Source organism: Micromonospora sp. CNZ322 (assembly GCF_007827755.1).
Genome location: NZ_VITD01000010.1, coordinates 41,324 through 55,646, shown reverse-complemented (window position 1 = coordinate 55,646; position 14,323 = coordinate 41,324). Strand labels below are relative to the sequence as shown.

At 72.5% G+C, this 14,323-nt stretch carries 13 protein-coding genes; 6 read left to right on the top strand and 7 right to left on the bottom strand.

Annotated elements, in window-relative coordinates:
• Window positions 1-12: 12 nt before the first annotated feature.
• Window positions 13-1,578: an aldehyde dehydrogenase family protein gene (locus FB453_RS22655; protein ID WP_145793185.1), complete on the bottom strand. Its 1,566-nt coding sequence runs from the start codon at window positions 1,576-1,578 to the stop codon at window positions 13-15.
• A gap of 432 nt (window positions 1,579-2,010) precedes the next feature.
• Between FB453_RS22655 and FB453_RS22650 the strand changes: the two genes are divergently transcribed.
• Both FB453_RS22650 and FB453_RS22645 read left to right on the top strand, forming a co-directional pair.
• Entirely contained in the window at window positions 2,011-4,914 is a 2,904-nt protein-coding gene (locus FB453_RS22650) for a glycoside hydrolase family 9 protein (RefSeq protein WP_486480391.1), read from the top strand.
• Between the two features lie 150 nt (window positions 4,915-5,064).
• Window positions 5,065-5,595 carry a DUF488 domain-containing protein gene (locus FB453_RS22645; protein WP_222431388.1) on the top strand — a complete coding sequence of 177 codons (531 nt, stop codon included), beginning with the start codon at window positions 5,065-5,067 and terminating at the stop codon, window positions 5,593-5,595.
• Window position 5,596: 1 nt separating this feature from the next.
• Here the strand turns inward: FB453_RS22645 and FB453_RS22640 are convergent, their stop codons facing one another.
• From FB453_RS22640 to bioB, 3 genes are read right to left on the bottom strand one after another with little or no spacing between them, the layout of a single operon-like run.
• The gene (locus FB453_RS22640; RefSeq protein WP_112585023.1) at window positions 5,597-6,103 is read right to left on the bottom strand and encodes a GNAT family N-acetyltransferase; all 507 of its coding nucleotides are present in this window, start codon (window positions 6,101-6,103) and stop codon (window positions 5,597-5,599) included.
• A 4-nt stretch (window positions 6,104-6,107) separates the two neighbouring features.
• A complete protein-coding gene (gene bsaP / locus FB453_RS22635) occupies window positions 6,108-6,308 on the bottom strand; it encodes a biotin synthase auxiliary protein BsaP (RefSeq protein ID WP_486480390.1) in 201 nt (66 codons plus the stop codon).
• Window positions 6,305-7,300, bottom strand: coding sequence for a biotin synthase BioB (bioB, locus tag FB453_RS22630; RefSeq protein ID WP_112585025.1), 996 nt, complete (start codon window positions 7,298-7,300; stop codon window positions 6,305-6,307). The genes bsaP and bioB overlap by 4 nt, the downstream gene beginning before the upstream one ends.
• A gap of 156 nt (window positions 7,301-7,456) precedes the next feature.
• Here bioB and FB453_RS22625 point away from each other — a divergent pair, with 156 nt between their 5' ends.
• Genes FB453_RS22625 through FB453_RS22610 form a run of 4 tightly spaced genes read left to right on the top strand, consistent with a single transcriptional unit; the run spans window position 7,457 to window position 11,618 of the window.
• Entirely contained in the window at window positions 7,457-8,593 is a 1,137-nt protein-coding gene (locus FB453_RS22625) for an 8-amino-7-oxononanoate synthase (protein WP_145793181.1), read from the top strand.
• A complete protein-coding gene (gene bioD, locus FB453_RS22620; protein ID WP_145793179.1) occupies window positions 8,590-9,315 on the top strand; it encodes a dethiobiotin synthase in 726 nt (241 codons plus the stop codon). Before FB453_RS22625 ends, bioD begins: the two co-directional genes overlap by 4 nt.
• Before the next feature lie 54 nt (window positions 9,316-9,369).
• On the top strand, window positions 9,370-10,941 hold the full coding sequence (locus FB453_RS22615; protein ID WP_486480389.1) for a sensor histidine kinase: 1,572 nt from the start codon (window positions 9,370-9,372) through the stop codon (window positions 10,939-10,941).
• A gap of 59 nt (window positions 10,942-11,000) precedes the next feature.
• Window positions 11,001-11,618, top strand: coding sequence for a response regulator (locus FB453_RS22610; protein ID WP_238683390.1), 618 nt, complete (start codon window positions 11,001-11,003; stop codon window positions 11,616-11,618).
• Between the two features lie 36 nt (window positions 11,619-11,654).
• Here the strand turns inward: FB453_RS22610 and FB453_RS22605 are convergent, their stop codons facing one another.
• The 3 genes from FB453_RS22605 to FB453_RS22595 all read right to left on the bottom strand — a co-directional run bounded on the left by FB453_RS22605 (window position 11,655) and on the right by FB453_RS22595 (window position 14,304).
• On the bottom strand, window positions 11,655-12,437 hold the full coding sequence (locus FB453_RS22605) for an ABC transporter permease subunit (protein WP_145793175.1): 783 nt from the start codon (window positions 12,435-12,437) through the stop codon (window positions 11,655-11,657).
• The gene (locus FB453_RS22600; RefSeq protein WP_145793173.1) at window positions 12,434-13,366 is read right to left on the bottom strand and encodes an ATP-binding cassette domain-containing protein; all 933 of its coding nucleotides are present in this window, start codon (window positions 13,364-13,366) and stop codon (window positions 12,434-12,436) included. Before FB453_RS22600 ends, FB453_RS22605 begins: the two co-directional genes overlap by 4 nt.
• An 89-nt stretch (window positions 13,367-13,455) precedes the next feature.
• The gene (locus FB453_RS22595; protein ID WP_486480388.1) at window positions 13,456-14,304 is read right to left on the bottom strand and encodes a polysaccharide deacetylase family protein; all 849 of its coding nucleotides are present in this window, start codon (window positions 14,302-14,304) and stop codon (window positions 13,456-13,458) included.
• Window positions 14,305-14,323 lie beyond the last annotated feature (19 nt).

Here is a 14,323-nt window from a genome sequence, read left to right as displayed (position 1 = left end):
CGGTTCCGGTGCTCAGGTCGTGGGGTAGCTGTTGTAGTCGGGGAAGTTGCCGTAGAGCCGGCTGTCTCCGCCGACGGTGACGGCCTGCACCAGCAGGTCGCCGCCGACGAACGCGCCCTTCCAGGAAGCGCCCCGGCCGCCGAACGGTTCGTCCCGGTCGCCGCGTGAGCGCGGTTTGTTGATGCCCACCTTGAACGCCTGCAGGTCCACGGCGAGTTTGCCGGCCTCGTCGGTGTCGTCGCAGGCCAGCGAGGCCACCAGCGCGCCGTTGGAGGCGTTCATCGCGGCCAGCAGCTCGTCGGTGGTGTCCACCACGACGATCGTGTCGACCGGCCCGAAGGGCTCGGCGTGCATCAGCCGGGACCGTCCGGGTGGGGCGAGCAGCACCGACGGCGCCACGTACGCCGAGGTGTCCTGCCCGGGAAGGAACGGCGCGCCGGTGAGCTTGCCCCGGTGCAGTGGGATCGCGCCGCCGCGGACCGCCTCGTCGACAGTGCGGCGTAGCTCGTCGGCCTTGGCGGCGCTGATCAGCGGCCCGAAGTCCAGCTCGGGCAGCGGGTCACCGGCGGCCCAGTCGTCGCCGACGGCGAGCGGGTGACCGAAGCGGACCGAGCGGACGACCGGCAGGTACATGTCGAGGAACTCGTCGACCAGGTCGCGCTGCACGACGAACCGGGGGTACGCGGTGCAGCGCTGCTTGCCGTACTCGAAGCCCTTTCTGAGGTGCGTGGCGAGCAGGTCCCACTGGGAGAAGTTCCAGATGCCCCAGGCGTTGAGGCCCTCCTGCTCGATGAAGTGCCGCTTGTCGCTGTCGAGCAGCGCGGCGGCCACCTTGCCGCCGTTGGAGCGGCCGCCGACGAACGCCACCGCGCCGATCTCGGGTGCCCGGACCAGCACCTCGGACAACTCCCCGCCGCTGCCGGAGACGAGCGTGGCGGGCAGCCCGGCCCGGCGCATCAGCGCGTGCGCGACGGTCAGGCACACCGCGCCGCCCTGGGACGGGGTCTTGGCGATGACCGCGTTGCCGGCCAGGAGCTGCACCAACTCGGCGTGCACCAGCACGCTCATCGGGTAGTTCCACGACGCGATGTTGCTGACCGGGCCGGGCAGCGGCTCGCGGCCGTCGGCGAGCATCCGGTCGATCTCGCCCGCGTACCAGCGGACGCCGTCGAGCGCCCGGTCCACGTCGGCGCAGGCCAGCCGCCACGGCTTGCCGATCTCCCACACCAGCAGCAGGGCGAGCAGGTCGCGATGGGCGGTGAGCGAGTCCACTGCCTCGGCGACCCGGGCCTTGCGGTCGGCCAGCGGGGTCTGGGCCCAGGCCCGGTGCGCGGCGGCGGCGTGGGCGACCGCAGCGCGCGCGGTGGTCGCGTCGACCCGGGGCAGGTTGACGAGGACGGTGTTGTCCACCGGGGTGCGGACCGGGGCGGGCTGGCCGACCGCCCGCCATTCGCCCTCGACCAGGTTGCGCACTGTGGTGACGCCGTCGACCTCGGCGCCGAACGCCTCCGGGGTGGCGGCCACCGCGCGGGCCAGGATGTCGGTCCAGGCGGTGTCCTCTGCGAGTCGTAGTGCCATCGCTTCTCCTCAGGGTTGACCAGGGAGCGGCGGCGTCGACGGCACCGCTGGTGAGCGGTACTGTCTCGCGCTTCGTAGCGGGTCAGCAACAGTACGTTTGTCTGGCTGGTCGCCGAAGCGCTCGAACGGTGCAGTGATCTTTCCCGAAGCCTCGTGCTTGAGCTGCGTAAACGGCGAGCACTAATCGACACGCATCGATGGTGTGAGATGCTCCGCAATGTTACTCACGAGTACGGGAGCGATGCCGCGCGCGTGCGCCCCGGTCGGCAGGCTTCCCAACCAGCGACCCGCCCATTACATTGTCGGTTATCCATGGGAGCGCTTCCATGACCCATGGTCACACCGCCACCCCGCTGTCGCCGGTGGCCGTGCCGCCCGTACGCCGTCCCGCGTCGGTGCGACCGCCGGCGGCGCCTCCGACAGGAGTCCGCCATGCGCCACCTGACCCGGCCGTTCAGCGGCCAGCCCGGCCGGTCGCCGGCCGCCGACCAGCCCTGGCCGCGGCGGCTGCTGGCCCTCGGCGTCGCGCTGCTCACCGGCGCGTCCCTCGCGGTGACCGCGCCGCCGTCCGGGCCCGCCTCCGCCGCGCCGGCGGCGACCTACAACTACGCCGAGGCGTTGCAGAAGTCGCTGCTCTTCTACGAGGCGCAGCAGTCAGGTCGACTGCCCGACTGGAACCGGGTCTCCTGGCGCGGAGACAGCGCGCTCACCGACGGCGCCAGCGCGGGGGTGGACCTCACCGGCGGCTGGTACGACGCCGGCGACCACGTCAAGTTCGGTTTCCCGATGGCGTTCAGCGCCACCATGCTCGCCTGGGGCGCCGTCGAGTACCGCAGCGGCTACACCTCGTCCGGGCAACTGCCGCACCTGCTCAACAACCTGCGCTTCGTCAACGACTACTTCATCAAGGCGCACCCCTCGGCCAACGTCCTCTACGGACAGGTCGGCAAGGGCGACGACGACCACAAGTGGTGGGGTCCGGCCGAGGTGATGCCGATGGCGCGGCCCGCGTACAAGATCGATGCCAGCTGTGGCGGCGCGGACCTGGCGGGGGAGACGGCGGCCGCGATGGCCGCCTCCTCGATGGTGTTCCGGCCCACCGACGCCGCCTACGCGGACAAGCTGCTCGGGCACGCCCGGCAGCTCTACACCTTCGCCGACACGGTGCGGAAGGCCTACCACGAGTGCATCACCGACGCCACGAGCTTCTACCGCTCCTGGAGCGGCTGGCAGGACGAGCTGGTCTGGGCCGCGATCTGGCTGCACCGGGCCACCGGCGAGGCCAGCTACCTGACCAAGGCCGAGAGTGAGTACGACAAGCTCGGCACCGAGAACCAGTCCACCACCCGCTCCTACAAGTGGACGATCGCCTGGGACAACAAGCAGTTCGGCGCGTACGTGCTGCTGGCCAACCTGACCGGCAAGCAGAAGTACGTCGACGACGCCAACCGGTGGCTGGACTACTGGACCGTCGGGGTGAACGGGCAGCGGGTGCCGTACTCGCCGGGCGGGATGGCGGTGCTCGACTCCTGGGGCGCGCTGCGCTACGCCGCGAACACGTCCTTCGCCGCGCTGGTCTACAGCGACAAGACCACCGACACCACCCGCAAGGCGCGCTACCACGACTTCGCCGTCCGGCAGATCAACTACGCGCTCGGCGACAACCCCCGTAACTCCAGCTACGTCATCGGGTTCGGTGCCAACGCACCGAAGAACCCGCACCACCGCACCGCACACGGCTCCTGGTGGGACAGCCAGACCGTGCCTGTCGAGACCCGGCACACCCTCTACGGCGCGCTGGTCGGCGGCCCGTCCTCGGCCAACGATGCGTACAGCGACAGCCGCTCGGACTACGTGATGAACGAGGTGGCCACCGACTACAACGCCGGCTTCACGTCCGCGCTGGTCCGGCTGACCTCCGAGTACGGCGGCACGCCGCTGGCGAACTTCCCGGTCGCCGAGACGCCGGACATCGACGAGTTGACAGTGGAGACCACTGTGACGCAGGCCGAACCTCGGGCCACCGGTCTCAAGGTGATGGTCTACAACAAGTCCGCGTTCCCGGCCCGCGCGCTGACCGACGGCCGGTTCCGCTACTACTTCCGGCCCGACGGCACCGGCCCCGTGCAGGTCACCGCCGGCTACACCCAGGGCTGCCCGTCCCCGACCACCGCCAAGCAGTTCAGCGGCGACATCTGGTACGTCGAGGTGGACTGCGCCGGGCACACCATCGCCCCGGCGGGTCAGTCGCAGCACCGGATGGAGGTCCAGTTCAAGATCGGCGTGCCGGAGGGCGGCACCTGGGACCCGACAAACGACCCGTCGTACCAGGCCACCGCCGGCCCCAACCGGAAGGTGCCGCTCTACTCGGGCGCCACCCGCGTCTGGGGTGAGGAGCCGGGCCCGGTCGTGCCGGACACCACCAAACCGACCGTCCCGGGTACTCCCGTGGCGTCCAACCTCGGCCCCCGCACGGTCACCCTGACCTGGGCGCCGTCCACCGACAGCGGCGGCAGCGGCCTCGCCGGGTACGACGTTCGCGAGTTCATGGTCGGTAACGACGTGGTGGCGACCCGACGGGTCACCGAGAACTCGATCACCATCACCACGCTGCTGCCGGAGCGGACGTTCGAGTACACCATCGTGGCGCGCGACGGCGCGGGCAACGAGTCGGCCGCCTCGCCGAAGCTCAGCGTGACCACGCCACCGGCCGGCACCGCCGACACCACAGCGCCGAGCACCCCCGGCACGCCGGTCGCCTCGGCCGTCACCGCCACCGGGCTCACACTGGCCTGGACCCCGTCGACCGACAACGTGGGCGTCACCGGTTACCGGGTCTACCGCGAGGCCGGCGCCACCGATGTGCTGGTCGGCTCGCCGGCCGGCACCACCCAGGCGGTGTCCGGGTTGACCGCCTCGACGGCGTACCAGTTCTACGTGGTGGCCGTGGACGCCGCGGGCAACACCTCCGCGGCGTCCACGCCGGTCGCGGTGACCACCGCGGCCCCGCCGGTCGGCGGCACCTGCACTGTGGGGTACGCCACCACCGACTGGGGCGGCGGCTTCACCGCCAACGTGTCAATCACCAACACCGGCACCACCGCGATCAACGGCTGGACCCTGCGGTTCAGCTTCCCCGGCGGGCAGAGCGTCAGTCAGGGCTGGTCGGCGGCGATCAGCCAGAGCGGCGCGGCGGTCACCGCCACGAACCTGTCCTACAACGGCACGATCGCGGCGGGCGCGTCGGTGAGCTTCGGCTTCAACGGCACGTACAGCGGCGCCAACCCGAAACCGACCGCCATCACCGTCAACAACACCCCCTGCACCATCGCCTGACCAGCACCGTGACGAGATCTTGGACAGTTACCGTTCCGCCCGGACTGAATAGTCCCGCCCGGACGGTAACTGTCCAAGATCTGCGGTGCCGGGCCCTCCCGGGCGGACCCGGGTGGGATAGATCGGCGGGATTCCGGGCAAGCCACGGTGGTGCGAGAGTTGCTGACCGTCGGACACGGCGCGGCCGATCGGGGCCGGCTGGGAGAGTTGCTGACCGGGGCCGGGATCGCCCAGGTGGTGGACGTGCGGCGATACCCGGCCAGCCGCACCAACCCGGACGTCCGCCGCGAGGAACTCGAACAGTGGATGCCCGAGTGCGGCATCGACTACCGCTGGGAGCCGCGGCTCGGTGGACGACGACACGTCCCGGCCGGGGAGCCGGAGCCGGACACCTGGTGGACGGTCGCGGCGTTCCGGGCGTACGCCGCCCACACGCGGACGGCCGAGTTCGACGACGCGCTCGCCGAGGTGCTCGCCGAGGCGGATCGTCGAACCACCGCGATCATGTGCAGCGAGAGCGTGTGGTGGCGCTGCCACCGGCGGTTGATCGCCGACGTCGCGACGCTGGGCAACGGAGTCCCCGTGGCGCATCTGATGCCGGACGGCCGCCTCAGCCCGCACCCGCCGGCCGAGGGTGCCCGCCGACTGCCCGACGGCCACCTGCTGTGGGACGAGGCCTGAGTCACTCCACCAGGTCGTCGGCGAGCAGGTCCATCAAGAGGCCGTCGTGCCAGCGGCCGTCCGCGCCGCGCTCGTAGCGGCGCAGCACCCCCACCGGACGAAAACCGACCTTCGCGTACGCCCGGATGGCGGCGCTGTTCGCCGCGGCCGGGTCGATGGTGAAGCGGTGGTGGCCGTACTGGTCGATCAGGTGTCGGGCCAGGGTGCGGATGGCGTCACCGCCGAGGCCGGCGCCGCGCTCCGCCGGGTCGAGGAAGACGTCCAGGCTGGCGTGCCGGTAGTCCGGGTCCGCCTCGGCGTACCACTGGATCGCGCCGATCACCCGACCGTCGTGCTCGATCGCGTACACGTGCAGGTCGTCGTCGGCGAGGTCGGCGTGTACGGAGTCGGCCAGGTCGTCGCCGCCCCGCCACCACCGGCGTACCTCCGGGTCGGCCCGGATCGCGGCGAGGGCCGGCACGTCCGCGACCGTCGCCGGTCGTAGTGTCACCGCCCGCCCTCGCAGCACCGGCTCAGCCCCGGATCTCGCCGTGCTCGACGCAGACCGCCGACCAGCCCACCGGCAGCACCTGCACCTTCATCCGGCGACGGCAGTGGGGGCAGAACCGGGGCGGCTCCAACTGGCGGGCCGACGCGCAGGCCGGGTGGGCGGTAGCCGTCGCCGACTCACCGCACCGGTCGCACCACAGCTCCGTCGTCGTCATGGTCGTCACAGCGTGGCGGAAAGCGCCTTGACCGGCATCTTCAACTCGTCCAGCAGCTCCAGGTCGGCCGTCGCCGGCCGACCCAGCGTGGTCAGATAGTTGCCCACGATCACCGCGTTGATGCCGCCGAGCAGACCATCACGGGTGCCGAGGTCGCCGAGGGTGATCTCGCGACCACCGGCGTACCGCAGGATGGTGCGCGGCATGGCCAGCCGGAACGCGGCGATGGCCCGCAGCGCGTCCTTGCCCTCCACCACCGGACGGTCACCCAGCGGGGTGCCGGGGCGCGGGTTGAGGAAGTTGAGCGGCACCTCGTGCGGGTTCAGCTCGGCGAGCTGCGCGGCGAACTCGGCCCGCTGCTCGACGGTCTCACCGAGGCCGAGGATGCCACCGCAGCACACCTCCATGCCGGAGTCGCGCACCATCCGCAGCGTCTCCCAGCGCTCCTCCCACGAGTGCGTGGTGACCACGTTGGGGAAGTACGACCGGCAGGTCTCCAGATTGTGGTTGTAACGGTGCACGCCCATGTCGACCAGGTCGTCGACCTGCTCCTTGCTGAGCATGCCCAGCGACGCGGCGACCTGGATGTCGACCTCCGCCTTGATGGCGGCGACGCCCTCGCGCATCTGCTTCATCAGCCGGGCGTCCGGACCGCGGACCGCGGCGACGATGCAGAACTCGGTGGCCCCGGTCGCGGCGGTCTGCTTCGCCGCCTCGACCAGCGACGGGATGTCCAGCCAGACCGAGCGCACCGGCGAGGTGAACAGGCCCGACTGCGAGCAGAAGTGGCAGTCTTCCGGGCAGCCGCCGGTCTTGAGCGAGACGATTCCCTCGACCTCGACCTCCGGGCCGCACCAGCGCATCCGCACGTCGTGAGCGAGCTGAAGGGCGGCGGGCAGGTGCTCGTCGGGCAGGTTCAGCACGGCGAGGACGCCGGCCTGATCGAGGCCGACACCGTCACCCAGGACCTGGGTCCGGGCCTGGTCGAGGATCTCTGGCATGGCTCGTACCCTACAAGGCTCTCCGATCAGCCGGAATGGCCTGGCAGCCCGGTCGGCACCTTGCACCGAGTGGAATCGTCGGGCCGGTGGCGGCGGGTGGTAATTTCGCCCGGCGGGTGTCGGGCTGACCGGCACGCACAGCGGGGGAGGGTGACGGTGGCGGACTGGCTGGCGGCGCTCGACCGCCGCGCGGAGCTGCGGGCGAAGGCCGGGCTCACCAGGCGACTGCATCCGCGTCCGGCCGACGATCAGATGACCGATGTGGCCGGCAACGACTACCTCGGCCTGGCCACCCACCCGGACGTCATCGCCGCGGCCACGGCGGCCCTGTCGGCATACGGGCTGGGGGCGACCGGGTCGCGCCTGGTCCGGGGCTCCACCGACGCGCACCGGGCGCTGGAGGAGGACCTGGCCCGCTGGCTGGGCACCGACGGTGCCCTGGTCTTCTCCTCCGGCTACCTGGCCAACCTCGGCGCGCTGCGGGCGCTCGTCCAACCTCGGACGCTGCTCGTCTCCGACGCGCACAACCACGCCTCGCTGATCGACGGCTGCCGCATCTCCGGCGCGGAGACGGTGGTCACCCCGCACGCCGACGTCGACGCGGTAGCCGCCGCGCTCGCGGCCGCTCCCGGCCGCCCGGCGGTGGTGGTGACCGAGTCGGTCTTCTCGGTCGATGGTGATCTCGCCCCGCTGGCTCGGCTGCACGCGGTGGCCCGCCGTCACGGCGCGCTGCTGCTGGTCGACGACGCGCACGCGCTGGGCCTGACCGGCCCGGCCGGCGCGGGCGCGGTGGCGGCCACCGGGCTGGCCGGCGAGCCGGACGTGGTGGTGACCGCCACCCTGTCCAAGGCGCTCGGTGGCGCGGGTGGCGTTGTCGCCGGCCCGGCCGAGTTCGTCCGGCATCTGGTCGAGACCGGGCGCACGTTCATCTTCGACACGGCACTGCCGCCGGCGGTCGCCGCCGGTGTGCACGCCGCGCTGCGGCTCGCCCAGGCCGGCGACGACCTGCGCGCCGAACTCTCCGACCGGGTGGGACTGGCGGTCGGTCGACTGCGGGCGGCCGGGCTGACCGTCTCCGCCCCGGACGCGGCGGTGATCTCGGTGACCGCCCCGGGGCCGGAGGCGGCGACCGCCTGGGCCGCGGACTGCCGGGACCGGGGCGTCGCGGTGGGCTGTTTCCGGCCACCATCCACCCCGGACAGCCGCTCCCGCCTGCGCCTCACAGTGAGCGCGGGGGTGCCCCGGGCGGCGTTCGAGCGGGCGCTGGACGTCATCGTGGACACCGCCCCATGACCGGGTGGGCGGGGTCGGTGCTGGTCACCGGGACGGACACCGAGGTCGGCAAGACGGTGGTGACCGCGGCGATCGCGGCCGCCGCGCAGGCCGCCGGGCTGCGGGTGGCGGTGGTCAAACCGGGGCAGACCGGTACGGCCGGCGGTGAGCCCGGCGACGTGGACGCGGTGAACCGACTGGCTGCGCCGCTGACCGGCCGGACCCTGGCCAGCTACCCGGATCCGCTCGCCCCGTTGGCCGCCGCGCGGGTCGCGGACCTGCCGCCGCTGGAGTTGTACGCGGCGGTGGACGCCGTCCGTGCGGAGGCCGACAAGCACGACCTCGTGCTGATCGAGGGCGCGGGTGGGTTGCTGGTTCCGATGGGGCTGCGGCCGTCGGGGGAGCCGTGGACGATGGCCGACCTGGCGGTGTCGCTCGGCGCGCCCGCGGTGGTGGTCGCCCGCGCCGGGTTGGGCACGCTCAACCACACCGCGCTGACGCTGGAGGCGCTGGACCGTAGGGCGGTGCCGGTCGGTGTGGTGATCGGCGCCTGGCCGGCCCGGCCGGAGCTGGTGCACTGGACGAACCTCACCGACCTGGTGCCGAACCTGCTCGGCGCTCTGCCCGACGGCGCGGGCGCGATGGACCCGGGCGTGTTCCGGCGGTCCGCGCCGGGTTGGCTCACCCCGGCCCTGCATGGCGTGCTGGACGACTGGCGGGTCTGGGCCGAGGAGAGCGGCTGAACACCTGACTTTCGTCGGTGTCCGCGCAGGTCGGGCGTGGGTAGCCTGACCGCCGTGCGGATCCTCGACTTCCCGCCGCCGGCTTGGCTGCACCGGCGGCGTCGCCTGCTGCTGGACGTGCTGCTCTGGGCGGTGGTGGTCGCCCCGGTCGGCTACGCCGAGGCCAGCCCGCCCTATACGCGGTACACGTTGCCGCTGCTGGTCGGCAAGCTGCTGGTGCTGAGTGTGGCGGTGGTGGCGAGTCGACGTCAGCCGCTGGTCGCCCTGGTGCTGGCGGTGCTCGGGTCGTTGGTCGATGGCAACTTCGTGTTCGCCATTCCGGTCTTCAGTTATCTCGCCGGGCGGCGCAGCGCCACGGTGGCTCCAGCGATCATGGTCTTCGTGCTGATCACGGCCGGTGGCACCGCGCTCAACCTGGGGCTGCTCGGCGCCGGCGCGGCCACCTGGTTCCTGCTCGCCTCGGTGCTGCTCTTCGCCGCCGTGTTCCCCTGGTTGGTCGGCCGGTACCGCCGCCAGCAGCAGGAGTTGACCGACGCCGGTCGCCGGCACGTCGACGCGCTGACCCGCGAGCAGCGGGGTGCCGCCGAGCGGATCCGGCTGCGTGAGCGGGCCCGGATCGCCGGGGAGATGCACGACTCGCTCGGTCACGACCTCAGCCTGATCGCGTTGCGCGCCGCCGCCCTGGAGGTCGCCGCCGACCTGGACGACCGGCACCGGGCCGCGGCGGGGGAGTTGCGGGCCAGCGTCTCCGCCGCCACCGAGCGACTGCACGAGATCATCGGGGTGCTCCGCGAGGAGGCTGGCGCGTCGCTGCGTCCGAGCGGGGAGACCGTGCCCGACCTGGTCGACGGCGCCCGGGAGGCCGGCATGGCGGTACGGCTGGACACCGCCCCGGTGGCCGCGGACCTACCGGCGATGACCGGGCACGCGGCGCACCGGATCGTCCGGGAGGCGCTGACCAACGCGGCCCGGTACGCGCCGGGCGCCCCGGTCGACGTGCGCCTCGCCCGCGACGGTGACCGGGTCGAGGTGACAGTCGTCAACGACGCTCCGCCGGCCGGGCCGCTGCCCGCCCCGCCGTCGCAGGGCAGTGGGCTGCTCGCCCTCGCCGAGCGGGTCCGCCTCGCCGGCGGGACGCTCGACGCCGGCCACCGGGCCGACGGCGGGTTCGCGGTACGGGCGGTGTTGCCGGCCACCACGGCGCCGCCCGAGCCGATCGGGTCGGTGGCCGAGGTCGGGCCGACGTCCTGGTCCGACGAGCGACAGGGTCCGGCGGAGCGGCCGGTGGACGCCGAGCGGCGGCTGCACGACGCCAAGCGGCGGGTTCGACGCAGCCTGCTTGTGGCGCTCGTCGCCCCGGTCGGTTTCGCCCTGGTGCTCTCGTTCGTCTACTACCCGGTGGCGACCGCCGGGACGGTGCTGGACCGGGCCACCTTCGACCAGATGCGCGTCGGCGCGGCCCGGTCGGAGCTGGTCGGGCTGCCCCGGCGGCAGTTGGAACGCCCGACACCTGTCGACCGGGCCGGCTGCGAGTACTACACCGACGGCAACTTTCCCCTCGCCGCGCCGACCTGGCGGCTCTGTTTCACCGACGGCCGGCTGGTCAGCAAGGAGTGGATCGCGTAGTGGACACCGACACGACTGGGGCACCGCCGATCCGGGTGGTGCTGGCCGACGACGAGGCGATGATCCGGGCCGGTGTCCGGGCCATCCTCGCCAGCGATCCCGGCATCGAGGTGGTCGCCGAGGCCGGCGACGGGCACGCGGCGGTGGAGCTGGTCCGTGCCCACCGACCCCGGGTCGCGCTGCTGGACATCCGGATGCCGCGGCTGGACGGGTTGGCCGCCGCCGCCGAGATCCGCCGGGTCGTGCCGGACACCGCGACGATCATGCTGACCACCTTCGGCGAGGACGACCACGTGGCCCGGGCGCTCGGGCACGGGGCCAGCGGATTCCTGCTCAAGGCCGGCGACCCGCGTGAGCTGATCGCCGGTGTGCACGCCGTCGCCGACGGTGGGGCGTACCTGTCGCCGAGGGTGGCCCGCCGGGTGATCGAGCTGGGGGCCGACCGGCTGGCCCGTCGACCCGCCGCCCGGGAGCGTGCGGCCGGGCTGACCGAGCGGGAACGGGAGGTGCTTGCCCTGGTCGGGGCGGGCCTTTCCAACGCCGAGATCGCCCGCCGGCTGCACCTCGTGGAGGGCACCGTGAAGAGCTACCTGACCAGCATCTTCACCCGGCTGGACGTACGCAACCGGGTGCAGGCGGCGATCCTGGCGTACGAGGCGGGGTTGGTCGACGGCTGAGCGGGGGCCGGAAAGCCCCCGCTCAGCCGACATCGCTCACGCGTCGCGGCGGCGCAGTGCGGCCCGGCCCAGGAGCAGCGCGGCACCGGCCCACCCGGCGAGCAGGAGCAGCCCGACCAGGGGCGGGTACGGCTCGGTGTCGCCGGCCAGGAAGTGCCCGCCGGCCACGCCGGGGAACATGTCGGCGATCCGGTTCAGCACGTCGATGTCCGGCTCCTGAAGCGACAGCGGCACGATCATCAGGGTGGCGAGGAGGACGGTGAGCGTGAGCACCGCACTGCGCAACGCGGCACCGAGGCCCAGGGCGAGCACACCGATCAGCGCCAGGTAGGTCGCCACCGCCATGATGTCGCCGACCGTGTCGGCGGCCGGGGCGCTGCCCCACTCGCCGAGTACTGGCCGGGCGACCAGGGCGCCGACGCCGCCGAGCAGCAGCCCGAGCGCGAAGGTGACCGCCCCGGCGACCGCGGCCTTGGCCAGCAGTACGCGACCACGGGACGGGGTGCACTGCAACGTCGTGCGGATGGTGCCACTGGTGAACTCGGCGGTGATCGCGAGCAGGCCCAGCGCCAGCACCACGTACTGGGTCAGCTCGACCGAGTCGATGAGCACGCTGCCGACGGTGACGATCCCCCGGTCGTCGGTCGGGTCGTCGTTGGTGTTGTCGTTCGCCGCGTAGATGGCCAGCTGGCCGGCGCTGGCGGCCATCACCAGCAGCCCGGCCAGCGCCGTCCACCAGGTGCTCCGCACCGAGGAGAGCTTGGTCCACTCGGCGGCCACGGCGCCGTGACGGGTGCTGGTGCTGGTGTTGGTGCTCATCGCGCGCCACCTCCGGTCGGGCCACCGGCGTACTCGACGCTGTCGGCGGTCAGCTCCATGAACGCCTGCTCCAGCGACGCGGCGTGCGCGCTCAGCTCGTGCAGTCGTACCCCCAGTTCGTGAGCCAGGTCGCCGACCTGGTCGGCGGTGGCGCCGGTGACGGTCAGCTCGGTCCGGTCGGCCGCCTCGACGCTCGCCCCGGCGGCCGTGAGGCGCGCGGCGAGCGCGGCCAGCCCGTCCGGGTGCGGGCTGCGGACCCGGACCGCGACAGTGCTGCGGGCGATCACCTCGCCGATCGGCTCGTCGGCGAGCAGTCGCCCTCGGCCGATCACCACGAGCTGGTCGGCGGTGAGCTGCATCTCGCTCATCAGGTGGCTGGAGACGAAGATCGTCCGCCCCTCGTCGGCCAGCGAGCGCATCAGCTGCCGCACCCAGCGCACCCCGTCCGGGTCGAGTCCGTTCACCGGCTCGTCGAACATCAGCACCGGCGGGTCGCCGAGCAGCGCGCCGGCGATGCCGAGCCGTTGGCCCATGCCGAGCGAGAGTGTCCGTCCCGGCTTACCGGCGGCCCGTCCGTCCAGCCCGACGGTGTCCAACACCTCGTCGACCCGGCGGGTCGGGATGCCGTTGCTGTGCGCCATGGCCCGCAGGTGCGCCCGGCCGGACCGGGCCGGGTGGATGGCTCGGGCGTCGAGCAGCGCGCCCACCTCGTGCAGCGGCCGGCGCAACTCCCGGTACGCGCGCCCGCCCACCAGGGCCTGCCCGGCGGTGGGACGGTCCAGCCCGAGGATCATCCGCATGGTGGTGGACTTGCCGGCGCCGTTCGGGCCGAGGAAGCCGGTGACCCGACCGGGCGCGATGTCGACTGTCAACGCGTCGACCGCGACGGTCGACCCGAACCGTTTCGTCAACCCACGTAATGTGATCATGCGCTGACGCTAGGCGAGCGGCCTGCCACGCCGCCGCGCCCGAACGGCACCACCCACCCCTGACTTTCGTCAGGCCGGTGGCGGGCTGATCACCGTACGTACTGCTCCAGCAGCGCCGGGGTGAGCCCCGCCCGGTGGATCGCCTTCAACGCCGCGAGCAGGTCGTCCATCAGCGCCGGTCGGAAGTGCATCAGCAGCACGTCGCCGGGTTGGACCACCTTCTCCGGGGTCTGGTAGCGCACCTTTCCCTCGTGGACGGTCTCGGTCCAGTGGAAGACCGCCTTCGCGCCGCAGTCGTGCGCGGCCTTCAGCGTGGTGCTGTCATGCTCACCGAACGGTGCCCGGAACAGGGTGGGCCGCTTGCCGAACAGCTCCTCCAACGTGTCGGCGGCACCGCAGATCTCCTGCTTCTGGTAGTCGTACGACCGGCCGGCCAGCGAGTTGTGCGTGACGGTGTGGTTCTCCACGACCCCGCCCACCGCCTCGATCTGCCGGAAGTAGTCGGTGTGCTCCGCCGCGGCCGGCGAGTTGAGGAACATCGTCACCGGGATGCGCGCCTCCCAGATGAAGTCGATCACTCCCGGCGGGCGGGCCAGCCCACCGTCGTCGATGGTGATGAAAGCGACCCTCTGGTCGGTCGGCAGGCGGTGCCAGAACGCCGCCGAACCGGTCGTGGGCAGCGCCACCGGTTGCGGCTGCGGCGCCTCGGGAAACGTCGGCACCTGGGACACGTACCAGGCCAGGCTCTTGAACGCGGGTTTCGCGGTCGGGGACGGCGAGGCCGAGGGGGTCGATGCCGGTGCGGACGGAGTCGGCTGGGCCGCGGTGATCTGCCGAGCGTGCGCAGGATGGCTGGGACCGACTGTGCAGGCAGTCAACGCCAGCAGGGCCAGAAGCGTTACGACGGCAGGGATCCGACGGGTGGTGATGGCTGACACGCCCGGAAACATACCGAGC

Excerpts from the sequence above, each read along its gene's own strand:
- FB453_RS22600 (WP_145793173.1), bottom strand. The coding sequence starts at position 13,366 with ATGATCACATTACGTGGGTTGACGAAACGGTTCGGGTCGACCGTCGCG.
- bioB (WP_112585025.1), bottom strand. The coding sequence starts at position 7,300 with ATGCCAGAGATCCTCGACCAGGCCCGGACCCAGGTCCTGGGTGACGGT.
- FB453_RS22655 (WP_145793185.1), bottom strand. The coding sequence starts at position 1,578 with ATGGCACTACGACTCGCAGAGGACACCGCCTGGACCGACATCCTGGCC.
- FB453_RS22610 (WP_238683390.1), top strand. The coding sequence starts at position 11,001 with ATGATCCGGGCCGGTGTCCGGGCCATCCTCGCCAGCGATCCCGGCATC.
- FB453_RS22605 (WP_145793175.1), bottom strand. The coding sequence starts at position 12,437 with ATGAGCACCAACACCAGCACCAGCACCCGTCACGGCGCCGTGGCCGCC.
- bioD (WP_145793179.1), top strand. The coding sequence starts at position 8,590 with ATGACCGGGTGGGCGGGGTCGGTGCTGGTCACCGGGACGGACACCGAG.
- FB453_RS22650 (WP_486480391.1), top strand. The coding sequence starts at position 2,011 with ATGCGCCACCTGACCCGGCCGTTCAGCGGCCAGCCCGGCCGGTCGCCG.